Source organism: Niveibacterium sp. 24ML (assembly GCF_026586805.1).
Lineage (GTDB): Bacteria > Pseudomonadota > Gammaproteobacteria > Burkholderiales > Rhodocyclaceae > Niveibacterium.
Map to the genome: position 1 here is coordinate 45,020 of NZ_JAPFHA010000024.1, position 19,738 is coordinate 64,757.

24 protein-coding genes are annotated in these 19,738 nt (G+C 63.8%); 11 read left to right on the plus strand and 13 right to left on the minus strand.

The window, feature by feature from the left end:
- Positions 1 to 11 precede the first annotated feature (11 nt).
- From fliL to fliR, 8 genes are all read left to right on the plus strand, one after another.
- Entirely contained in the window at positions 12 to 575 is a 564-nt protein-coding gene (fliL, locus tag OPU71_RS17600; RefSeq protein WP_267729369.1) for a flagellar basal body-associated protein FliL, read from the plus strand.
- A 30-nt stretch (positions 576 to 605) separates the two neighbouring features.
- Complete coding sequence (gene fliM, locus OPU71_RS17605; protein WP_267729370.1) at positions 606 to 1,625, plus strand: flagellar motor switch protein FliM; 1,020 nt, start codon at positions 606 to 608, stop codon at positions 1,623 to 1,625.
- Positions 1,618 to 2,034 carry a flagellar motor switch protein FliN gene (fliN, locus tag OPU71_RS17610; protein ID WP_267729371.1) on the plus strand — a complete coding sequence of 139 codons (417 nt, stop codon included), beginning with the start codon at positions 1,618 to 1,620 and terminating at the stop codon, positions 2,032 to 2,034. The genes fliM and fliN overlap by 8 nt, the downstream gene beginning before the upstream one ends.
- Positions 2,035 to 2,299: 265 nt before the next feature.
- Positions 2,300 to 3,454 carry a sensor domain-containing diguanylate cyclase gene (locus tag OPU71_RS17615; RefSeq protein ID WP_267729372.1) on the plus strand — a complete coding sequence of 385 codons (1,155 nt, stop codon included), beginning with the start codon at positions 2,300 to 2,302 and terminating at the stop codon, positions 3,452 to 3,454.
- A 209-nt stretch (positions 3,455 to 3,663) separates the two neighbouring features.
- The gene (fliO, locus tag OPU71_RS17620) at positions 3,664 to 4,071 is read left to right on the plus strand and encodes a flagellar biosynthetic protein FliO (protein ID WP_267729373.1); all 408 of its coding nucleotides are present in this window, start codon (positions 3,664 to 3,666) and stop codon (positions 4,069 to 4,071) included.
- Positions 4,061 to 4,804 (plus strand): flagellar type III secretion system pore protein FliP, encoded by a 744-nt coding sequence (fliP, locus tag OPU71_RS17625; RefSeq protein WP_267729374.1) that lies wholly within the window; start codon positions 4,061 to 4,063, stop codon positions 4,802 to 4,804. Before fliO ends, fliP begins: the two co-directional genes overlap by 11 nt.
- A 9-nt stretch (positions 4,805 to 4,813) precedes the next feature.
- Entirely contained in the window at positions 4,814 to 5,083 is a 270-nt protein-coding gene (gene fliQ, locus OPU71_RS17630) for a flagellar biosynthesis protein FliQ (RefSeq protein ID WP_267729375.1), read from the plus strand.
- A 36-nt stretch (positions 5,084 to 5,119) separates the two neighbouring features.
- The gene (gene fliR, locus OPU71_RS17635; RefSeq protein WP_267729376.1) at positions 5,120 to 5,908 is read left to right on the plus strand and encodes a flagellar biosynthetic protein FliR; all 789 of its coding nucleotides are present in this window, start codon (positions 5,120 to 5,122) and stop codon (positions 5,906 to 5,908) included.
- 3 nt (positions 5,909 to 5,911) lie between these two features.
- On the opposite strand, the gene OPU71_RS17640 is transcribed toward fliR, so the two are convergent.
- The 12 genes from OPU71_RS17640 to flgB form a co-directional block, all read right to left on the minus strand.
- On the minus strand, positions 5,912 to 6,331 hold the full coding sequence (locus OPU71_RS17640; RefSeq protein WP_267729377.1) for a hypothetical protein: 420 nt from the start codon (positions 6,329 to 6,331) through the stop codon (positions 5,912 to 5,914).
- A 20-nt stretch (positions 6,332 to 6,351) separates the two neighbouring features.
- Positions 6,352 to 7,536 carry a flagellar hook-associated protein FlgL gene (flgL, locus tag OPU71_RS17645; RefSeq protein ID WP_267729378.1) on the minus strand — a complete coding sequence of 395 codons (1,185 nt, stop codon included), beginning with the start codon at positions 7,534 to 7,536 and terminating at the stop codon, positions 6,352 to 6,354.
- Between the two features lie 20 nt (positions 7,537 to 7,556).
- Positions 7,557 to 9,548, minus strand: a complete 1,992-nt coding sequence (gene flgK / locus OPU71_RS17650) for a flagellar hook-associated protein FlgK (RefSeq protein WP_267729379.1) — start codon at positions 9,546 to 9,548, stop codon at positions 7,557 to 7,559.
- A 188-nt stretch (positions 9,549 to 9,736) separates the two neighbouring features.
- Entirely contained in the window at positions 9,737 to 10,630 is an 894-nt protein-coding gene (gene flgJ, locus OPU71_RS17655; protein ID WP_267729380.1) for a flagellar assembly peptidoglycan hydrolase FlgJ, read from the minus strand.
- Between the two features lie 9 nt (positions 10,631 to 10,639).
- Positions 10,640 to 11,746, minus strand: coding sequence for a flagellar basal body P-ring protein FlgI (locus OPU71_RS17660; RefSeq protein WP_267729381.1), 1,107 nt, complete (start codon positions 11,744 to 11,746; stop codon positions 10,640 to 10,642).
- Positions 11,747 to 11,757: 11 nt separating this feature from the next.
- Positions 11,758 to 12,435 carry a flagellar basal body L-ring protein FlgH gene (locus OPU71_RS17665; protein ID WP_267729382.1) on the minus strand — a complete coding sequence of 226 codons (678 nt, stop codon included), beginning with the start codon at positions 12,433 to 12,435 and terminating at the stop codon, positions 11,758 to 11,760.
- Between the two features lie 10 nt (positions 12,436 to 12,445).
- A complete protein-coding gene (gene flgG / locus OPU71_RS17670) occupies positions 12,446 to 13,228 on the minus strand; it encodes a flagellar basal-body rod protein FlgG (RefSeq protein ID WP_267729383.1) in 783 nt (260 codons plus the stop codon).
- A gap of 97 nt (positions 13,229 to 13,325) precedes the next feature.
- Positions 13,326 to 14,063: a flagellar basal-body rod protein FlgF gene (flgF, locus tag OPU71_RS17675; protein ID WP_267729384.1), complete on the minus strand. Its 738-nt coding sequence runs from the start codon at positions 14,061 to 14,063 to the stop codon at positions 13,326 to 13,328.
- Positions 14,064 to 14,133: 70 nt separating this feature from the next.
- The gene (gene flgE, locus OPU71_RS17680; RefSeq protein WP_267729385.1) at positions 14,134 to 15,369 is read right to left on the minus strand and encodes a flagellar hook protein FlgE; all 1,236 of its coding nucleotides are present in this window, start codon (positions 15,367 to 15,369) and stop codon (positions 14,134 to 14,136) included.
- Between the two features lie 19 nt (positions 15,370 to 15,388).
- Complete coding sequence (locus tag OPU71_RS17685; RefSeq protein ID WP_267729386.1) at positions 15,389 to 16,087, minus strand: flagellar hook assembly protein FlgD; 699 nt, start codon at positions 16,085 to 16,087, stop codon at positions 15,389 to 15,391.
- 13 nt (positions 16,088 to 16,100) lie between these two features.
- Positions 16,101 to 16,508, minus strand: a complete 408-nt coding sequence (gene flgC / locus OPU71_RS17690) for a flagellar basal body rod protein FlgC (protein ID WP_267729387.1) — start codon at positions 16,506 to 16,508, stop codon at positions 16,101 to 16,103.
- 15 nt (positions 16,509 to 16,523) lie between these two features.
- The gene (flgB, locus tag OPU71_RS17695; protein WP_267729388.1) at positions 16,524 to 16,931 is read right to left on the minus strand and encodes a flagellar basal body rod protein FlgB; all 408 of its coding nucleotides are present in this window, start codon (positions 16,929 to 16,931) and stop codon (positions 16,524 to 16,526) included.
- A 213-nt stretch (positions 16,932 to 17,144) separates the two neighbouring features.
- Between flgB and flgA the strand changes: the two genes are divergently transcribed.
- The 3 genes from flgA to OPU71_RS17710 all read left to right on the plus strand — a co-directional run bounded on the left by flgA (position 17,145) and on the right by OPU71_RS17710 (position 18,814).
- The gene (gene flgA, locus OPU71_RS17700) at positions 17,145 to 17,855 is read left to right on the plus strand and encodes a flagellar basal body P-ring formation chaperone FlgA (protein WP_267729389.1); all 711 of its coding nucleotides are present in this window, start codon (positions 17,145 to 17,147) and stop codon (positions 17,853 to 17,855) included.
- A 145-nt stretch (positions 17,856 to 18,000) separates the two neighbouring features.
- Positions 18,001 to 18,306, plus strand: a complete 306-nt coding sequence (flgM, locus tag OPU71_RS17705; protein WP_267729390.1) for a flagellar biosynthesis anti-sigma factor FlgM — start codon at positions 18,001 to 18,003, stop codon at positions 18,304 to 18,306.
- Positions 18,307 to 18,376: 70 nt separating this feature from the next.
- The gene (locus OPU71_RS17710; RefSeq protein WP_267729403.1) at positions 18,377 to 18,814 is read left to right on the plus strand and encodes a flagella synthesis protein FlgN; all 438 of its coding nucleotides are present in this window, start codon (positions 18,377 to 18,379) and stop codon (positions 18,812 to 18,814) included.
- 55 nt (positions 18,815 to 18,869) lie between these two features.
- On the opposite strand, the gene motD is transcribed toward OPU71_RS17710, so the two are convergent.
- Positions 18,870 to 19,700, minus strand: coding sequence for a flagellar motor protein MotD (motD, locus tag OPU71_RS17715; protein ID WP_267729391.1), 831 nt, complete (start codon positions 19,698 to 19,700; stop codon positions 18,870 to 18,872).
- Positions 19,701 to 19,738: the final 38 nt, after the last annotated feature.

Sequence of the window (19,738 nt, forward strand, 5' to 3'; positions counted from 1 at the left end):
GACGCTGAAAAATGTCGAGCAAGCCGGCCAAACCCGCCGCAGAAGGCGAAGCCGCCCCCAAGAAGAGCAAGAAGATGCTGATCATCATCATCGTTGCGGTGCTGGTGCTGGCCATTGCCGGCGGCGGCGCCTTCATGATGATGAGCAAGAAGAAAAAGGCCGACGCCGAGGGCGAGGACGCCCATGCGGAAGAAGCACCGCCGGCCGTGAAGGTGGACCCCAAGGCGCCGCCGGTGTTCATCCCGGTTGAACCCTTTGTGGTGAACCTGCAGCCGGAAAACGGCGAGCAGTACCTTCAGGTCGTGCTGACTTTCCGTGTCGCGGACACCGCGACCGGCGACAAGACCAAGCTGCTGATGCCGGAAATCCGCCACCACGTCCTGATGCTGCTTTCGGGCAAGAAGGCTTCCGAGATCGCCAGCCCGGAAGGGCGTGAAGCCCTGGCCGACGAGATCAAGGAAGTTGCCAACACCGCGCTGGGCTATGAACCGCCCAAGAAGAAGAAAAAGAACGACCACGGGGGTGACGGCGGGCCGGTGATGTCGGTGCTTTTCACCTCATTCATCATCCAGTAAGGGCGACACGGGGCAGAACGGGGCGCAACCATGGCACAAGACTTTCTCTCGCAGGAAGAGGTCGATGCGCTACTGCGTGGCGTCACCGGTGAAACCGATGAAGTCGACCAAGGCGATGCCGACACCAGCGGCATACGCAACTACAACCTTGCAACGCAGGAACGCATTGTTCGTGGGCGCATGCCCACGATGGAGCTGATCAACGAGCGCTTCGCGCGCAACCTGCGCATCGGCCTGTTCAACTACATGCACCGCAACACCGAAGTGTCGGTCGGGCCGATCAAGGTGCAGAAGTACAGCGAGTTCGTCCGCAACCTGGTGGTGCCGACCAACCTGAACCTGATCATGGTCAAGCCGCTGCGCGGCACCGGCCTGGTGGTGTTCGACCCGAACCTCGTCTTCCTGGTGGTCGACAACATGTTCGGCGGCGACGGGCGCTTCCACACGCGGGTTGAGGGTCGCGACTTCACCGCCACCGAACAGCGGATCATCCAGGGCTTGCTGCAGGTGGTATTCACCGAAATGGAAAAGGCCTGGGCGCCGGTGTTCGGCATCCAGTTCGAGTACGTGCGCTCGGAAATGAACCCGCAGTTCGCGAACATCGCCACGCCCAGCGAGATCGTCGTGTCGATGAACTTCGCGCTTGAATTCGGCGGCACGCAAGCCGACATGCACCTGTGCCTGCCTTACTCCACCGTGGAACCGATCCGCGATCTGCTCTACAGCACGATGCAGTCCGACCACCTCACGCAAGACAAGCGTTGGGTCGGGCTGATGTCCAAGCAGATCCAGAGCATCGAGCTGGCCCTGACGGTGGACCTGGGCAAGACCACGGTTGCACTGCGCGACGTGGTGCAGTTCAAGGTGGGCGACATCATCCCGCTCGACATTCCGGAACTGGTGCAAGGCCATGTGGATGGCGTACCGGCTTTCGAAGGCAAACACGGCATCAGCCACGGCTATCACGCCGTGCGGATTGAGCGACTGGTGCCGCCGGAGGACCGCGAGATCAATCTGATCGCGGCCAAACTGGGAGGCCATGATGGCTGAAGAAGAACAAATCAGTGAAGACGACTGGGCCGCAGCGATGCAGGAGCAAGCGGTGGCCGACGCAGCGATGGCCGCACCGCCACCGCCCGAACCGGCACGCGCAGCGTTTCCCGAATTCGGCGCCGGAGAAAAGCCCACGTCGATGAATGACTTCGACATGATTCTGGACATTCCGGTCCAGATCACCGTCGAACTGGGCCGCACCAAATTGTCAATCCGCAATCTGCTGCAGCTGGCGCACGGCTCGGTGGTGGAACTCGATGCGCTGGCGGGCGAGCCGATGGACGTGCTGGTCAACGGCACGCTGATCGCGCAGGGCGAAGTCGTGGTGGTGAACGACAAGTTCGGTATCCGCCTCACCGACATCATTACGCCGTCGGAGCGGATGCGCAAAGTACGCGGCCTCTGAACCACGCAGGCGCGGCCCCTCGCCCGCCTGCCCCCTCGCCCGCCCCTCGCCCCCATCCGCGCGCACACCTTGCGCGAGGCGCAGCCCCCGGCAACGCGCCGCAAGCCGTGCCAGACAAGTAGAATCTGGGGCGTTCCAATCGATCGCCCATCGCAGCCATCGCCTGGCCCAGGCTCCAGTGTCAGCCCCGACGCCGGTTCTTTCCGTACTCGGGGCACCCGCATCACACCACTGGAGGTAGAGTTTGCCCGCGGCAGAAGTCATCATGCTGGACACACGCTCGCTGCTTGTGTCACTGCTGATCACGGTGTGCGTGTCGGCGCTGGCCTTCGGTCTGGCCATACGCGCCTCGTCACGCCGGCAACCGGAGCGCGCGTGGCTGATCGCCCATCTGCAACTGGGCGTCAGCCTTGCCGCCGGCATCCTGCTGTGGGACTTCCCGCCGGCGCTGGCAATGATTGCGCTGCAAGTTTCGGTGCTCGCGTTTGTCGCGCTGATCATCGATGCCGCTTGTCTGGTTCTCGATGCCCGGCAAGAACGCCGCCAGCTTGCAATCATCGCCGCCCTTGGCGTGTCTTCGCTGGCATTGGCCGGTTTCATCGGCATTGCATTCACCTACAGGGCCGCACTGCTGTCCGGCGCACTCGCCGCGCTGCAGGGCTTGGGCGCCCGCGTGCTGCTGCGGGGCAGCAGCAAAGAAACGCCCGCCCAGCGTGCGCTGGGTTTGCTGGCCGCCACCGGTGCAGCGCTGTTCCTGTTGCGCGCGGGCTGGAGCCTGACCGGCACGGTGCCCTCGGTGCTGGCCAATTCGGCCACGCAGACACTCACGATCCTGCTCGGAATCGTCCTGATCCAGGCCACCGGCATCCTCAGTGCGCTCTTTCTTCGCGAACGCACCGTGCTGCAACTCGAACGCGATGCGTCGCACGATGCGCTGACCCATGTCTTCAACCGGCGCGCCTTTGAACCGCTGGCGGTTGGCGCGATCTCGCGCCTGCAGCGGATCAACAGTTGCGTCGGGGTGCTGATGATCGACATCGACCACTTCAAGCGCATCAACGATGAGCACGGTCATGCCGCGGGTGACCATGTGCTGACCGCCGTTGTGGCGTGCGTCGGCACCACGCTGCGCAGCGCCGACATCATGGCGCGCTGGGGTGGCGAAGAGTTCGCCGTGCTGCTGGCCGATGTCACCGACGCAGACGAAGCCCTGAAGGTGGCGCAACGGCTTTGCGATGCAGTCGCAAGACTCGAATGCCACACGGCGCACGAAACCCTGCATTGCACGATCAGCGTCGGCGTCGCCGCCACGCACACCGCGATCGGTTTTGACACCCTGGTCGACGCGGCAGACAAAGCGCTTTACGAAGCCAAGCGCGCCGGCCGCAACTGCGTGCGGATCGCCCAACTGGCGGGCTGAAACGCCAGCCGGCGCACGCCCAGCCGCCAGCAGGCGCGCCCCGGTCGTTCGACGCCCGCCCCCATTCCGCGCGGTAACCCCTGGCTGTGCCGCGTCGGCAGGCCCCGCCCCAGCCCGCGAATAGGGCGGGGTTTCCCGCGCTTATCGGCGGGCCGGCAATTATTGCCGGATAGCAGAATGGCATCGCACGTCCAGCCGGTGATTCCGTGATGCCCAAGCCTTGCTACCGCCTCGTTCCCGTACTGCTCGCCCCGAGCGCCGCCTTCGCTGCGCCGGCCGACGCAGGCGCAAGCGTGCTGACCATGATGTTCGGCCTGGCGGTGGTGCTTGCCTGCATCTACGGCCTGATGCTGCTTGCCAAGCGGGTTCAGGCAAGCACCGGCACGGGTCAGGCCGCGGTGCGGATCATCGGCGGCGCTTCGGTCGGGCCGCGCGAACGGGTGGTGCTGGTTGAAGTCGGCGGCAAGGTGCTGGTGCTGGGCGTTGCACCCGGGCGCGTCAATGCGCTGGACACCCTGAATGCCGACGATGTGCCCCGCGTGACGGCGGCACCGATCGACAGCGACTTTCAGCGAAAGCTCGCCACGCTGCTCAAGGGAGGCCGCCGTGAAGCCTGATGTCCGCCGTGCGCTGATCCTGCTGCCGCTGGCCCTGCTTGCGGCCCCCAGCTTCGCGCAAGCCCTGCCCGCCTTCACCAGCGTCCCGGCCGCGGGCGGCGGCCAGACCTATTCGATCACGATCCAGACACTGGTAATGATGACCTCGCTGGTCTTCATCCCGGCGCTGATCCTGATGACAACCTGCTTTACCCGCATCGTCATCGTCTTCTCTCTGCTGCGCCATGCCATGGGCACGCAGACCTCGCCGCCGAACCAGGTGATCGTCGGCCTGTCGCTGTTCCTTACCTTCTTCATCATGAGCCCGGTGGCCGACCGGGTTTACACCGAGGCCTACAAACCGCTGGCCGAAGGCACGATCCAGTTCGATGTGGCGCTTGAGCGCGCCACCGTGCCGGTGCGCACCTTCATGCTCAAACAGATCCGCGAAGCCGATCTTTCGCTCTTCGCGCGGCTTGCGAAGACGCCGAAGGTCAACAAGGCAGAAGAACTGCCGATGCGGGTGATCATCCCGGCGTTCGTGACCAGCGAACTCAAAACAGCCTTCCAGATCGGCTTCATCATCTTCCTGCCCTTCCTGATCATCGACATGGTGGTGGCCTCGGTCCTGATGTCGATGGGCATGATGATGATGTCGCCGGTGATCGTGTCGCTGCCTTTCAAACTGATGTTGTTCGTGCTGGTGGACGGTTGGAACCTCGTGGTGTCCACCCTCGTCCAGAGCTTTGCCTAGGAGCAGGTCATGACCCCGACTACCGTTATCGCGCTGTGCCGGGACGCCATTGAAGTGGTGTTGATGGTGTCAGCCCCACCCTTGCTCGCGGCGCTGGTCGTCGGGCTGGTGCTCTCGATCTTTCAGGCGGCCACGCAGATCAACGAAATGACGTTGACCTTCGTGCCCAAGGTGATGGTGATGTTTGTGACCCTCCTGATCGCCGGCCCGTGGATGCTGACAACGATGACCGACTACATCCGCCGGCTCTACGGCGCGATCCCCGGCATCATCGGTTGATGCCATCACCCTGGCCAAGCGCGCGCCCCTGCCCCGATGGTGAGCTTCAGCGATACTGACTGGCTCGGCTGGCTTGCGATCTACGCTTACCCGGCGATCCGCATACTGGCCATGCTGGTCAGCGCGCCGATCTTCAACAACGTCGGCATGCCGCGCAAGATCCGCCTGATCGCCGGGCTGGCGATCGCCATGGGTGTCGCACCGGCCATTCCGTCCGCCGCGCCGATTGCGCCCGGCTCCTTCCTGGTTGCCGGTGCGATAGCAACCGAAATGATGATCGGCGTCGCCATCGGTTTCACGATCCGGATGATGTTCGTTGCCGTCGACCTGGCCGGCGATCTGATCGGCATGCAGATGGGTCTGTCGTTCGCGATGTTCTTCGACCCGCAGTCCGCCGGCCAGACAACGGTGATCGCGCAGTTTCTGGGCCTGTTCGCCTCGCTGCTCTTCCTGGTGATGAATGGCCACCTGCTGGTGATCGAGACCGTCGTGCGGAGCTACGAATGGCTTCCGGCGGGCGGCGTTGGCTTTGAGGGCAACGCGGCCAAGGCCATCGTACGCAGTGCCGCAGCGATCTTCTCGACCGGACTGCTGATCGCCCTGCCCGCGATCACCACCTTGCTGATCACCAACATTGCTCTGGGCGTGCTCACGCGTGCGGCACCGCAGTTGAACCTGTTTGCGCTCGGCTTCCCGATCACGCTGACGGTGGGCATCTTCACGATTGCCGTCTGTTTGCCGCTGCTCGCCAACACCCTGAGCGCTTTCTATGAGCGCGGCTTCGAGGCGGTTGGGCTGTTCCTGAAACTCGCCAGCGGCCAGTAGCCCTCAGCGCTTCAGAACGATGTCGCCACTCGCAACGCGCTCCGAGATCCAGTTCGATTCCTGGCCTTCCTGATAGCGGGCAATCGTGTAGGCGCTGTAGCCTTGGCCACGCATCAGGTCTTCAGCGCGCGACTGAAAGAGCTGATAGGCCTCGCCCTCGCCCCCCATGTGTATCCGCTTCATCCGCAAGTCGAATCGATAACGGTCGTCGCTCAGACGCAGTGTGGTCACCGTCCAGTTCGGCGCAAGCGGGTCGACGACGTAGTAGAGCACCCCGATCACCGCCCCGCCCATCACCAGGTCTTCGAGGGCAATCGTCAGGCCGTCGGCAACGTTGATCGCCGCATTCGGAATGATCGGGGTCGAGGGGTAATCGCCCTTGACGTTCGAGCACGCAGCCAAGGGCGCGAGCAGCAATGTCATCAATTGGCGGCGCATTGGTCTTAGCCCAGGTAGTTGAACAGCGAAAGCCCGGTCGTCTTCACGAAGGCCTGCTGGGCGGCTTCCAGCGCAGTCGTCTTCTGCGCAAGGTCGGAACTGGCCTTGGCGTAGTCAAGGTCCACCAGCCGCGAAATGGTGCCCGCGTACTGAACATCGGCCTGCGAGCCAACTGATTCGGCCGCCTGCACCTCGTTCACCCGCGATCCGATCGACGAAATCACGCGCAGCACGTTGTCCTGCGCCTTGTCGAGCTTGCCCAGCGTCTGCAAGACCTGGGTGTTGAGCGCCGGGCCGCTGGAATTTTCGAGCGCACCGACAAAGGTCTTGAGCGTGTTGAAGATGTCGGTATAGCCACCGGGGTCGACGCTGAACGTATCGCCGGTTGCAGGCGTGCCGGAGATCGACATCTGGATGCCGTCAAACGCGATCGCTGTGCCCGAGAGGTAGGCGCCCGAGGCAATCGGCGGCCCGCCCAGCGTGACGTTGTAGACGTCGTAGTTGCCGGGGCTGGTGAAGTCGATCCGGTACTGATTTCCGGAGTAGCTACCCACAACCGAACCATCGTCAATCACCGCCGCGCCGGTATTGGTGGCACCGGCCGAGGTGTGAAACGCGCCGTTCAGGTTCGGGATGTCCATGAAGATCTCGTTGCCCGAGTTGCTCACCGGAATCACCCGCGAATCGCTGATCTGCAAGGCGCGCGAGCCCTGGTCGCCGCGGTAGACCATACCGCTGGCGATATTGCCAACGAAGGGCTGCGTGTTGGTCTGGAAGCCGGCAAACAGATAGCCGCCTTCAGGGTCACTGCTGTTGGCCAGCCCCACCAGCGCCTCGTAGCGGGCCCGCACGTCGACGGCAATGGTCTTGCGGTCTGCCGCATTCAGCGATCCGTTGCCGCTCTGCACCACCAGTTCCTTGACGTATGAAATCAGGTCATTGACGCCGCCAAGCTTGCTCTCGACGATGCGCAACGAATCACTCGCAGCACCGCGGTTGATGGAATACGAGGCGTTGACCGACTTGGCCTGCTCCACCACCAATGCCGTCGATGAGGCAATCGGATCGTCGGACGGCGCCACGACACGACGCCCGGTTGACACCTGCTGCTGCAGGTTCAGCAAATCGCCCGCGCGGTTCTGGAACTGCGTGGTGCCGTTGTCGTAGATCATCGAGGTTGAGACACGCATGGCGAAACTCCGGTCAGAACTCAGCGCCCGAGGGCGAGTATTTCGTCGAACAGGCTGCTGGCGATCTGCATCACCTTGCCTGCGGCCTGATAGGCCTGCTGATAGCGGATCAGGTTGGCAGCCTCCTCATCGAGGTTCACCCCCGAGAGCGCCTGCTGCGAATCGAACGCACGCTCGGCAACCACCTTCTGCGATTGCGAGGTCACCTGCACCTCACGCGTCTGTGCGCCGACTTCGGCAACCAGCTGGGCGTAAGTCGAGCCATAGCTGGCAGAGCCACCCACCAGGGTCTTCGCTTGCTGCAGCGCGCCCAGCAGCACGGCATTGCGGCTGTCTGACACGCCGCCCGGATTACGCTCGACCGTGAAGGTATCGCCATCCTTGGGCGTGCCGGAGATCGCCACCGAGATACCGCCAAACGCGATCTGGGCGCCATCGGAATAGGTGATCGAACCGCCGAGCGGGTAGTTCACCACCGTGCCATCCACCTGCGTCACCGTGATCGGGAAACCTGCCGGGAAGCCCGAAACGCTGCCCGCGTTGTAGGTCAATGTAGCCGGCAGCGACAAAGCGGGCGGCGGTGCAAGGTTGGCGGCACTGCTGACCACGCCTTGCGAAATCGAGCCGGTGCCCGTGTTGGCATTGGTGGCGGACGTGCGGATCGGCGCCGCCGCGGCGATCAGGCGCGGATCCTTGATCGCGACGGCGAACTGATCCGCGCCGGCGCGGGTGGGCTGGATCGAGAAGGAATCCCCCACCGTCGGCGTGCCGGACAGCGTCATCGAAAAGCCCTGCGGTGGCGCAGCCGCCAGCACTGCGGCCAGCCCCGCCGCCGGGCTTGCGCCGCTTGCCGTCCACACCTGCCCGTCGGACTTGCGAACCAGTTGAAAGGTGTTCGCGGCGGTGTAGGTGAGCGAGTAATCGCTGGTGGTCAGATCCGCCACGTTGGTGATCGGCACGTCAATCAGCGCAGACCCTGAGTTGGCAGGCGCATTCGGGTAGATCGCGCGGCCGGCAAGCGGCGCGAAATAGTTGGTCCCCAGCGTGCCATCCAGATCCTGGCCAAGCTTGTGCTGCGCGTTGAAGGTTTCGGTGATGCCGATTGCGACACGCCCCAACCCGTTCTGCACCGCATCCAGCGATTCGCGGCGGAAATTGAGCAAACCGGAAAGCTTGCCGCCAGAAAATGCCGCGTCCGGCAATTCCTGCCCCCCGCCGGTCGGCAAGCTGATGGCAACCACGATGCGCGACACATCCTCCCGCGCCGGTTGCGCCCGCAGCGTGGCGACATCCGAGCGCACCACCAGCGGCTGACCATTGCCGATGAAGATGTTGAGCGAGCCATCGTCGTTCGCAATCGTCGTCACGCGAACCTGATCGTTGAGCTGCGATACCAGTTCAGAACGATAGTCGAGCAAGTCATTGGGCGGCTGCCCCGAGCCCAGATTGGCGGCGTAGATGATGCGCTGGTTCAGTTCGCCGAGTTGCTGGGCGAGGCTGTTGATCTCGACCACCGTGCCCTCGATCTCGCCGCCGACCTGGGTACGCAACTCTTCGATGCGGGTGTTCAAGGTCTGGAAGCGCGCGACCAGCGCCTCGGACTGCGACAGCATCGACTGGCGCGCCGGAATGCTGGTGGCAGACGCGGCAACGCTTTGCACGCCCTTGAAGAAGTCCTGGATCGAGGGGGACAAACCGGCCGACGGGTCACCGAGCAGGTCGTCGATCTGCTTGACCTGTTCGTAGTAGGTGTTGAGTTCCTGGTAGCGCGCGTTGGCGGTCAGCACCTGCTGCTCAAGGTAGTTGTTGTAACTGCGCTTGATCGTCTGGACGTTGGTGCCCTGGCCGTAGTAACCCACGCCCGAATACACCGGGACGTTGGTGCCCTGGACGGTTTGCTGCCGGCTGAATCCAGGGGTCGAGGCATTCGAGATGTTGTGCCCGGTCGTCACCAGACCCGCCTGCGCGGCGTTGATGCCCGATATGCCGATATTCAGAACGCCGTTGCCCATGATGAATGCCTCGTTATGCTTCTTACGGCACTACTAAGCAATTCCTTTGCCTGATTCGGCGGGCACGCTCCAAAGCCTTGCAAATGAAGCGCATGGCGGCACAAACCGGGGATGCGCGCATGAAAAATGGCCGCTCGTGGCGACCATCGAAAACACAGGCCTTGGCGGCGCGCACGGCGCGCCGTGCGCTAGAACGAGAGCGAAGCGCGCAAGGTATTGCCGCTGATGATGCGGGTGAGCTTGTCGGCGTACATCGGGTCGGTGGCGTAGCCGCCGCGGCTGATCGCCTTGGCAAAGCCCGCCGCGTCGGGCTGGCCGGCAACCTGTGCGTAGCGCGGGTTGCTGACCAGCAGATTGGCGTAGTCGCGGAACGCCTCTTCGTAAGACCCATAGGCGCGGAAGCGTTCGGTGCTGCGCACCGGCACGCCGCCCACGTATTCGAGCGTCGATGCATCCACGGTGGCGCCCTTCCAGCCGGCGCCAGCCTTGATGTTGAACAGGTTGAAGGACGGCGTGCCGTCGGCTCGCATGATCTCGCCCTTGCCCCAGCCGGTTTCCAGCGCCGCATGGCCCACCACGAACTGCGTGGGCACGCCAAGCATCTTCGCCGCGTTCTGCGCATGCGCCCAGATGCGATCGACAAACCCCACCGGGCCGCCGGTTTCCGCCGGCAAACGCTGCCCGGCGGCAGGCGCTTCGGCAGACTTTGCCGTCCTGGCCCCCGGCATGATTGCCGGCGGGGGCGGCGCAGCGATGCTGCGCATGGCTTCGTCGCTGATCCCCATGCCCTTGGCCAGTTGCCGCTCCAGCGAGCGGGCAAGGCCGATGCCGCCGCCTTTTGAGAGCTGCAAGGCCAGTTGCTGATCGGCCATGCCGCGATAGAACTGGGCCGTCTCGCCATCGAAGCTCGCACCGCCAAAGGTGGTGGTTTCGCGCATCTGCTTCATGATCATCTGCACGAAGAGCGCCTCGAACTGCTGCGCAACCGCCTTCACCGCTTCGGGCGTGCGTTCGCTCGACAAGCGCTTCAGATCGCCCAGCCGGCGGGTATCGAAAACCGAATCCTGGATCGGGGTAGCCATCAGGCGGCCTCAGATCACTTCGAGTTCGGCACGCAGCGCGCCGGCCACCTTCATTGCCTGAAGGATCGCAATCATGTCCAGCGGCGTGGCGCCCACCGCGTTGAGTGCCTTGATCACGTCAGACAGATTGGTGCCGGCCTTGACGCGCCGCAGGTTCAAACCATCCTGCTTGATATCGACCTGGGCGTTCTGCGTCACCACCGTTTGCCCTTGAGAAAGCGGCCCTGGCTGGCTGACCTGGTTGTCGGCGGTCACCGTCACCGTCAGGTTCGCGTGCGAGACCGCGCAGTCCTGCAGTTGCACCGCGCGGTTCATCACCACCGAACCGGTACGCGAGTTCACCACCACCCGGGCGATGCCCTGTTCCGGCGTGACCTCAAGGTTTTCAAGCATGCCGAGGAAGGCAACCCTGCGCTCCGGCTCAACCGGCGCGCTGACCTGGATCTGGCGGCCATCCAGCGGCATTGCAACCGGTTTTCCCATGCTGCGATTGATCGCCTCGGCAACCCGCGTGGCGGTACCAAAATCCGATTGCCGCAATTCCACCGTCACCAGCTCGGCGCTGCCCACCGGCATCGGCACGGCACGCTCCACCGTTGCGCCGCCCGGCACCCGCCCGGCTGAAAGATGGTTCACGGTGACTTTAGAACCGCCCCCGCCCCCGGCTGCGCCATTGATCACCAGGTTGCCCTGGGCCAGGGCGTAAACATTGCCGTCGGCGCCTTTGAGCGGCGTCATCAACAAGGTGCCGCCCTTGAGGCTCTTGGCATTGCCCAGCGACGACACCGTGACATCCAGTTCCTGACCCGGCCTGGAAAACGGCGGCAGCGTTGCCGTCACCATCACGGCGGCCACGTTCTTGAGTTGCAGGTTCACGCCCGGCGGCAGGGTGATGCCCATGTTCGAGAGCATGTTGGCAATGCTCTGCACGGTGAACGGCGTTTGCGTGGTCTGGTCGCCGGTGCCGTCGAGGCCGACCACCAGGCCGTAGCCCACCAGCGGGTTGCTGCGCACACCGGCAATGGTGGCGATGTCCTTGATGCGTTCGGCACCGTTTGCCGCAAGGCCCGGCAAGGCGAGCGCAAGGGCGAGCAAGGCATGGATGAGTGCGCGCATGATGATCCCCGTCAGAACGGCGTGATGACCTGGAAGAAGCGCGCGAGCCAGCCCATCTGCTGCGCATCATCGATGTAGCCGCTGCCCTTGTATTCGATCCGCGCGTCGGCCACCTTGGTCGAATCCACCGCATTGGCCACCGTCACATGCATCGGGCTGACGACGCCCGAAAATCGGATGAACTCGTCGCCCTGATTGATCGCCACCCGCTTTTCGCCGGAAACCAGCAGGTTGCCGTTGGGGTACACATCGATCACCGTGACCGTGATCGTGCCGGTGAAGTTGTTGTTGGCCGAGGACGCGCCCTTGCCGGCAAAGGTGTTGTTGGTGCTGGCAGCCAGATCAAGGCCCTGCAGGTACTTGAGCGGCACTTTCGACATCGTCGGCACGCTCGCGCCGATCTCGGATTCGCGGCTGGCGCTGCTGTTGGCGTTCTTGGTTGCGGCGGTCTTTTCGACCAGGTTGATCGTGAGCGTGTCGCCCACCATGCGCGCGCGGCGGTCTTCGAACATGCCGCGCTGGCCGGCGTTGGTGCTGAAGAGGGAACCGCCGACCGGCTCGGTCACCGGGCGCGGCTGCGGGCGGGTGGACATCGGCTGCTGCACGTTGGTCATCGGCGGCGTGACACACGCGCCGAGCAGCAGTACGGCAGCCGCGAGGGCAAGCCTTGAACACTTGGCAAGGCACATGATCAGCCCCTTACATCTGGCCCAGGCGGGCGAGCATCTGGTCGGCCGTGGTCACCACCTTGGAATTGAACTCGTAGGCACGCTGCGTCTGGATCAGCCCCACCAGTTCTTCGGCCACGTTCACGTTCGAGGTTTCGACATAGTTCTGATTGAGCACCCCTGCCCCGTTCGTGCCCGGCGTGGTCGGCGTTGGCGTGCCGCTCGATGCCGTTTCGAGGTAGAGGTTTTCGCCCACCGACTGCAAGCCCGCCGGATTGACGAAGGTGGCGATCTGGATCGTGCCGATCTGCGTTGGCGTGGCATTGCCTTGGGTCGTCACGGTCACCGTGCCATCCCCGCCAATCGTCACCGACTGGGCATCGGGCGGAATCGTGATCGCCGGATCAAGCGGATAGCCGTTCGAAGTCACTATCTGCCCGGTGCTGTCCTTCTGGAACGACCCGTCGCGCGTGTAGCCGATCGTGCCGTCCGGCAGCAGGATCTGGAACATGCCCGGGCCCTGGATCGCCACATCGAGCGTGTTGCTCGTCTGCTGCAAGTTGCCCTGAGTCATCGCGCGAACGGTGGCAACCGGCTTGACGCCAGTGCCCAGTTGCAGCCCGGAGGGAATCTGCGTCTGTTGCGAGGACTGCGCACCCGGCTGGCGGATCGTCTGGTAGATCAGGTCCTCGAACACCGCACGCGCGCGCTTGTACCCGTTGGTACTGACGTTGGCGAGGTTGTTCGAGATCACGTCCAGCTGCATCTGCTGGGCATCGAGGCCGGTTCGTGCAACCCAAAGTGCGGGAATCATGGTGTTTCTCCTTCTGCGCGCTGGTACAGATTCTCTGCCCACCGGCGCAAGCGGCTAGGCCGGATAAGCGGGCAAAGCCGGCCGCAATTCAAGACGCTCAGCGCGACGAGAGAATCTGGTCGGCCGTGCGTGCGTTCGTATCAAGCGTGGTCAGCAGCTTCGTCTGGGTTTCGAAATGCCGCGCCAGCGACATCATCTGCACCATCTGCTCGACGATGTTCACGTTGCTGCTTTCGACAAAACCACCAGCCACGCGCACGTTCGGGTCGGCATCGGCCGGGTCGCCGCTGGCAAGGCGGAAGTAGCCATCGTCGCTGCGGCGGATCTGCGCCTCGTCCGGGTTCACCAGCTTGAGCTGGCCCACCACCTGTGCGGCATTGCGGTTACCACTTGTTGGCACCGCACTGACGGTGCCGTCTGGCGCAACCTCGTAGCGGTGATCGGGCGGCAAGGCAAGCGGCCCGCCGTCACCCAGCACCGGCATGCCACGCTCGTTGACCAACTGGCCATTGGCGTCGACCTCGAAGTGCCCACCCCGCGTGTAGGCCTCGCCATTCGGGGTTTGCACTGCGAACCAGCCCTTGCCGTTGATGGCCATGTCCAGCGAACGCCCGGTCGCCTGCAGCGCACCCGGGGTGAAGTCGTTGGCGACGCTGGCATCCACGACAAACGCCCGCGTTGGCAAGGCGGGCGACTGGACCGGCACCGCGCGCAGGCGGTGAAGTTCGGCGCGGAACCCGTCGGTGGTGGCGTTGGAGAGGTTGTGTCCGACCGACGCCTGTTGCAGCAAAGTGCTCTTGGCGCCCGTCATCGCGGTATAGATCGCACGGTCCATTTTGAATTTCCGTTTCCGTTGGCTGTGCTGCTGTGGCTACGTGCGGGAACAACCTCTCCTCAGCCAGGCCTTAACGCAGATTCACCAGGGTCTGCAGGATCTGGTCTTGCGTCTTGATCGATTGCGAATTCGCCTGGTAACTGCGCTGCTGGGTAATCATGTCGACCAGGGCCGACGTGATATCCACGTTCGATTCCTCTACCGCGCCCGCCTGCACCAGGCCCAGGCTGCCAGACCCAGGGCTGCCGACCAGCGGCTGGCCAGACTCAGGCGACTCGCCCCACAGGTTCTGGCCCAGAGACAGCAGGCCGTTCGGGTTGGCAAAGCTCGCCAGCACGGTCTGCCCAAGGATCTTCGACTGGCCGTTGCTGTAACGGCCCTGGATCGTGCCGTCCTGCGCAATCGTGATGCCCGACAACCGGCCCGAGGCAAAGCCATCCTGCGTCTGGCGGTTGATGCCGAACGCGCTGCCGTACTGCGAGGAGCCAGTGAAATCCAGATTAAACGGTATCGGAGACACCGCGCCGAAGGACGGCGCAATGGTCGCCGTCACGGCTATCGGCATGGTTGTCGAGAGCGCGCCCGAAGTATCGAAGTTCAGCGCAACCGGCCCGGTCGCCGCAGCGCCATCCACCGAGGTGTGCATGTTCCAGGAGCCACCGCCCGCCTTGACGAAGTACATCGTGTAGATGTGCGAATTGCCCAGCGAGTCGAAGATCGAGACCGAAGTCGATGAGTTGTACGAGAGCGGATCGGGCAGCGGTACTGCGGGCGTACTGGTGAATGGCACCGACGGCACGGCCTGGCGCGAATCCAGGTTCAGCCCCAGGCGCACCGATTCGGTCTGCTTGGGCTGCAAGTCGGCGGTATCCAGAAAGATGTCGGTCGGCGTTGCCGGCAGGATCACGCCCAGCGCATTGGCCGGATAGCCTTGCAAACGATAGCCGGCGGTGTTGACGATGTAGCCACTCTTGTCGATTTCGAACTGCCCGTTACGGGTGTATGAAATCGCGCCACTAGGCTGCTGCACGCGGAAGAAGCCGTTGCCGTTGATCGCCAGATCCAGCGGGTTGCCGGTCGGCGTGATGTTGCCCTGGTTGAACAGTTGCGACACCCCGCCCACGTTCACGCCGATACCCACCTGCACACCGGCCGCCGCACCGTTTAGCGCCGCGGCATACACATCGCCGAATTTGGTCTGCGCGCTCTTGAAGCCGATCGTGCTGGTGTTGGCCACGTTGTTGCTGATGACATCAAGCGCTTTCGATGCGCCGTTGAGCCCGCTGAGGCCTTGCTGGAATGCCATGGTTCTTCTCCTCGCCCGCTCAGGACAGAATTCGCTTGATGTCTGACATCGAGAACGTACCCAGACGGCCGACCTCGATTTCGATGTTCTTGGCGCCGCGCACCACGCTGCTGACCGTACCCAGTTGCAGCGCGGCCGCATCAACCTTGGCGTCGCCCTGCGTCGCACTCACGCTGACGGTGTAGTTGCCGGCCGCGGCAGCCTCGCCTGCATCGGTCTTGCCGTCCCAGGTGAAAACGTGCGAGCCGGCTTCCATGTCGCCCAGATCAATCCGGCGCACGTCATGGCCTTGCGGGTCACGGATCGTCACCACCACCTTGTCGGCCGGCTTGCTCAGATCGACGCCACCGAGCGCCTGCCCTTCGTAAAGCTGCAAGCCCTTGCCAGCCACCAGCACACCCCGGCCGACCATGGCCGCCGCCTGCATCGTCTCGTTCTGCTGGAAGCTGCCAAGCATCGACTCAAGCGTGCTGTTGACCTTCTTGAGCCCATCGACCGTGCTGATCTGCGCCAGTTGCGAAGTCATCTCGGCGTTGTCCATCGGGTTCAACGGGTCCTGATTCTTCAACTGCGTGGTCAGCATGGTCAGGAAACGATCCTGCGAGAGCGCTTCCTCTTCCTTGGTCTTGGCGGTGCGCTTGCCGTTGATCGAATCGAGCAGATCCGAACTGACGACGCCGCTGCCAGACGTTTTGCTGGTGTTTGACTGGATGAACATGTGCTACTCCTGCTTAACCCTGACCAATTTGCAGCGTGCGCTGCATCAGGGTCTTGGCGGTGTTCATGACTTCAGCGTTGGTCTGGTACGAACGCGACGCCGAGAGCATGTTCACCATCTCTTCAACCACATCGACGTTGGGCATTTGCACATACCCATCGGCGTTGGCAGCCGGGTTCTTCGGGTCATACACGGTGCGGGGCGGCGCGGCCGACTCCACCACCTGCTTGACCTGCACGCCCATCGACGCACCGTTGCCCATCGGGGTGGCCTGGAACACCACCTGCTTGGCGCGGTAGGGCTGGCCGTTTGCCTGAACCACGCTTTCCGCGTTGGCCATATTGCTGGCGACGGCGTTGAGGCGAACCGACTGTGCGCTGAGCGCAGACCCGGCAACATTGAATACGGTGAGCATGCTCATGATCGCGATCTCCGCTTACTGGCCGGCAATCGCCTGCTGCATCGAACGCATCAGCCCGTTGATGAAGGTCAGGCTGGCCTCGTACTGCACGGCGTTCTCCGCAAACGCGGCCCGTTCGGTATCCATATCGACGGTGTTGCCATCGACTGCCGATTGATGCTCGGTGCGGTACTTGACGAAGGGCGTCATCGGCGATTTCTCACCCCCTTCGATATGCCGCGGCGCGCTGGTTGCCAGTGCAAGCGGCTTGACCTTGCCATTCAGTGCCCCCATGAGAGCCTCCTTGAAGTCGATGTCCCGCGCCTTGTAGTGCGGGGTGTCGGCATTGGCGATGTTGGCTGCGAGCAACTCCTGGCGATAGGCACGCGCATTGAGTGCGGCTTGCTGGAATCCAAGGTGACGGTCAATCGCGGTCATGGTCATCGCATTTCTCCTGGTGGCTCGGTCTGCAAAGGCGGGCCGATTCACCCAAGCCATGCTTTGCAGCTTCCGTGCCAGCATTGTCAGCGCCGTCGGCATCAGCCCTTGCGGCGAATAGACAGGCATTCGGGCGGCAATTCATGCACTTGCTGCCGCCAGGGCCGGCAAGCCTTGCCGCCTCGCGCGGCAATCGGCCGCCGTGTGACAATCGGGCCCATGAGACCGAGCCTCCGCCGCTACCTCACCGCCCTGCCCTGCGCCACGCTGCTCGCCGCCCTCACGCCGGGCGCGAGCCAGGCGGCCATGAGCGAAGCCCAGGCGGCCATCCACTCCGCCGTCACCACCTACCTCGCCCGCGAAGCGGCCGCCTTCCCCGGCCGCGTCAGCGTGCAAATCGGCGAGAACGCGATCCCCCGTAATGCAAAGCCATGCCCGGCCCTGCAACTGGGCTTGCCGGCCGGGCAGCGCGCCTGGGGCAAAACCACCGTCGGCGTGCGTTGCGCGGCGCCGTCATGGGCGATGTACGTGCCGGCGCGGGTTGTCATTGAAGGCAGCTATCTGGTTGCCGCCCGCCCGCTCGCGGCCGGGGCCAGGCTTGAATCGGCAGACTGGGAGATCCGCACCGGCGATATCGCCAGCCAGCCCCCCGGCGTGCTGACCGACCCAAGCCAGGCGCTCGGGCGAACGCTGCGTCAGCCGGTGTCCGGCGGGCTTGCCTTGCGCAGCAACCAGCTGCTGGTGGTGCAAGCCGTGGAACGCGGGCAGCGCGTTCGGGTCACAAGCAGTGGCGGCGGTTTTGAGGTAGCCAACGAAGGCGTCGCGCTTGCCGCCGCGGCCGAAGGGCAAGTGGTGCAGGTGCGGCTCGATTCGGGCCGGGTGCTGCAAGGCGTGGCCCGCGCCGGTGGCCGCGTTGAGGTCGGCCAGTAGGCATTCAGCATCAAAAAATGTTTAAAGTTCCGTGCGATAGCGCCGTTAAACCTGACAACAAGCCGAAGAAGCAAACACGGGTGGTGCAACCCTACAGGTCGCCACGCCCGCGGGCGCTTTGAAAAGGCATAACAGGAGCGACATCATGAAAATCGAAGGTTCATACAAGGGCGCCGCCCCAGCGGGCGAAGTAAAGGCGCGAGGTCCGCAAGAGCGTGTAGCGAAACCAGGCGCCGAAGGCGGCTCGAAAGTCGACGTTTCGTCGCTCGGAGCCCGCCTGCAGCAACTCGAAGGCGCCATTGCCAACGTGCCCGAAGTGGACGCGGCCAAAGTGGGCGAACTCAAGCAAGCCATTTCCGAGGGGCGCTTCCGCGTCAACCCGGACAAGGTAGCCGACGGGCTGCTTGAGAGTGTTCGCCAGATGCTTCAGGCACAACCGCGCCAAGCGTGATGCCTGAAACGCCCCGCGCTGAAAGCAACGTCTGAACCCGAACGCACTGCTCCAGGCACAGTTTTCCGCTCTGCTGGCCGAATCAATCGGCCAGCTGGAGCGGTTTGTCCGTTTACTGGAAGACGAGCACGAAATGCTGCTCGCCACCCGCGTCGAAGCGCTGCTGGCCTTGGCGGAAGACAAGACGGCGGCCGTGCGCCAGTTGCAGCAATCGGAGAACGCCCGCGCAATGCTGCTTGGGCGGGCTGGCATTGATGCACGGCACGGCAAGGTGACAAGCTTCATCGAAACCTTGCCGGATGCAGGCCGCAAGGCCTGGGCGCGTTACCTCGAACTGGCCGCCACCGCGCAAGCGATGAACCAGCGCAACGGCACCTTCATCCGCGATCAGCTGCGCGCAAGCCAGCAAGCCATGGCGATCCTGCTCGCAAACAGCGGCCCCAATCTATACGACGCCAGCGGGATGTCTTCGGCGCGCCCAAGCGGGCGCCTGTTCGGCCGGGCCTGATCCGCCCGCAGCGCGAAAACCGGCTGCCCCCCCTTACAGCGCCCCGAACCAGACCCTATTCAGGCAGTGTCGCCCCCAAGGCGCCGCCACCCGACGACGGCGTCACCGGGCCGACCGTCGGCCCTTCGGCCACCGGCGGCAGCATCGATTCGACATGAATACTGACCCGGCGATTGCGCAGGCGGCCATCGGCGGTGCTGTTGTCGGCCACCGGGCGCTGATCGGCATAGCCCGCAACGGTCATCCGCCGGGCATCCACGCCAGCGTCAATGAAGAGCCGCACCACCGAACTGGCACGGACGGCTGAAAGCTCCCAGTTCGATGCAAAAGCGCTGTTCGCGATCGGAATGTTGTCGGTATGCCCTTCAACGCGGATCGGGAAGTCCCCCTGCGCCACGACCGACCCCACCGCGCTGAGCGCCGCGTAGGCCTCGGCCCCCAGCAGGGCCTCACCCGGATTGAACAGTGCGCTGGCATTGATCTCGATCGAGATGCCATGCACGCCTTCGTTCACGGTGACCTGCCCGCCACGCACCAGCGGCTCCAGCACCCGCCGGACCTGCTCGGCCATCGACTTCATCTGCTGCCGCGCCTGGGCTCGCGCCGGCGTCTCGTCCGGCATAGCCTTCTGCACCTTGCTTTGCTGAGGCACTGCGCCCGCAATGGATGCGCGCGGCACGATCTGCATGCCATCGGCGTTCGTGCTCACACTGCGAAACGCACTGACCAGCGAATTGGAGAGCACGCGATACTTGCCCTCGTTGATTGAACTCAGGGCGTACATCACCACAAAGAAGGCGAACAGAAGGGTAATGAAGTCGGCGTAGGAAACCAGCCAGCGTTCGTGGTTCTCGTGCTCTTCTTCGTGCTTGCGGCGGCCTGCCATGGCGGTGTCCGATCCTGACTGCGATGAAGTCTAGAACG

Coding starts and splice junctions, on each gene's coding strand:
- OPU71_RS17615 (WP_267729372.1), top strand. CDS start 2,300: ATGCTGGACACACGCTCGCTGCTTGTGTCACTGCTGATCACGGTGTGC.
- flgL (WP_267729378.1), bottom strand. CDS start 7,536: ATGCGTGTCTCAACCTCGATGATCTACGACAACGGCACCACGCAGTTC.
- OPU71_RS17660 (WP_267729381.1), bottom strand. CDS start 11,746: ATGCGCGCACTCATCCATGCCTTGCTCGCCCTTGCGCTCGCCTTGCCG.
- fliN (WP_267729371.1), top strand. CDS start 1,618: ATGGCTGAAGAAGAACAAATCAGTGAAGACGACTGGGCCGCAGCGATG.
- flgF (WP_267729384.1), bottom strand. CDS start 14,063: ATGGACCGTGCGATCTATACCGCGATGACGGGCGCCAAGAGCACTTTG.
- flgM (WP_267729390.1), top strand. CDS start 18,001: ATGAAAATCGAAGGTTCATACAAGGGCGCCGCCCCAGCGGGCGAAGTA.
- flgA (WP_267729389.1), top strand. CDS start 17,145: ATGAGACCGAGCCTCCGCCGCTACCTCACCGCCCTGCCCTGCGCCACG.
- fliM (WP_267729370.1), top strand. CDS start 606: ATGGCACAAGACTTTCTCTCGCAGGAAGAGGTCGATGCGCTACTGCGT.
- flgJ (WP_267729380.1), bottom strand. CDS start 10,630: ATGGCTACCCCGATCCAGGATTCGGTTTTCGATACCCGCCGGCTGGGC.
- motD (WP_267729391.1), bottom strand. CDS start 19,700: ATGGCAGGCCGCCGCAAGCACGAAGAAGAGCACGAGAACCACGAACGC.
- flgB (WP_267729388.1), bottom strand. CDS start 16,931: ATGACCATGACCGCGATTGACCGTCACCTTGGATTCCAGCAAGCCGCA.
- fliL (WP_267729369.1), top strand. CDS start 12: ATGTCGAGCAAGCCGGCCAAACCCGCCGCAGAAGGCGAAGCCGCCCCC.
- flgC (WP_267729387.1), bottom strand. CDS start 16,508: ATGAGCATGCTCACCGTATTCAATGTTGCCGGGTCTGCGCTCAGCGCA.
- fliO (WP_267729373.1), top strand. CDS start 3,664: ATGCCCAAGCCTTGCTACCGCCTCGTTCCCGTACTGCTCGCCCCGAGC.
- fliR (WP_267729376.1), top strand. CDS start 5,120: ATGGTGAGCTTCAGCGATACTGACTGGCTCGGCTGGCTTGCGATCTAC.
- OPU71_RS17640 (WP_267729377.1), bottom strand. CDS start 6,331: ATGACATTGCTGCTCGCGCCCTTGGCTGCGTGCTCGAACGTCAAGGGC.
- flgE (WP_267729385.1), bottom strand. CDS start 15,369: ATGGCATTCCAGCAAGGCCTCAGCGGGCTCAACGGCGCATCGAAAGCG.
- OPU71_RS17685 (WP_267729386.1), bottom strand. CDS start 16,087: ATGTTCATCCAGTCAAACACCAGCAAAACGTCTGGCAGCGGCGTCGTC.
- OPU71_RS17665 (WP_267729382.1), bottom strand. CDS start 12,435: ATGTGCCTTGCCAAGTGTTCAAGGCTTGCCCTCGCGGCTGCCGTACTG.
- fliQ (WP_267729375.1), top strand. CDS start 4,814: ATGACCCCGACTACCGTTATCGCGCTGTGCCGGGACGCCATTGAAGTG.
- flgG (WP_267729383.1), bottom strand. CDS start 13,228: ATGATTCCCGCACTTTGGGTTGCACGAACCGGCCTCGATGCCCAGCAG.
- flgK (WP_267729379.1), bottom strand. CDS start 9,548: ATGGGCAACGGCGTTCTGAATATCGGCATATCGGGCATCAACGCCGCG.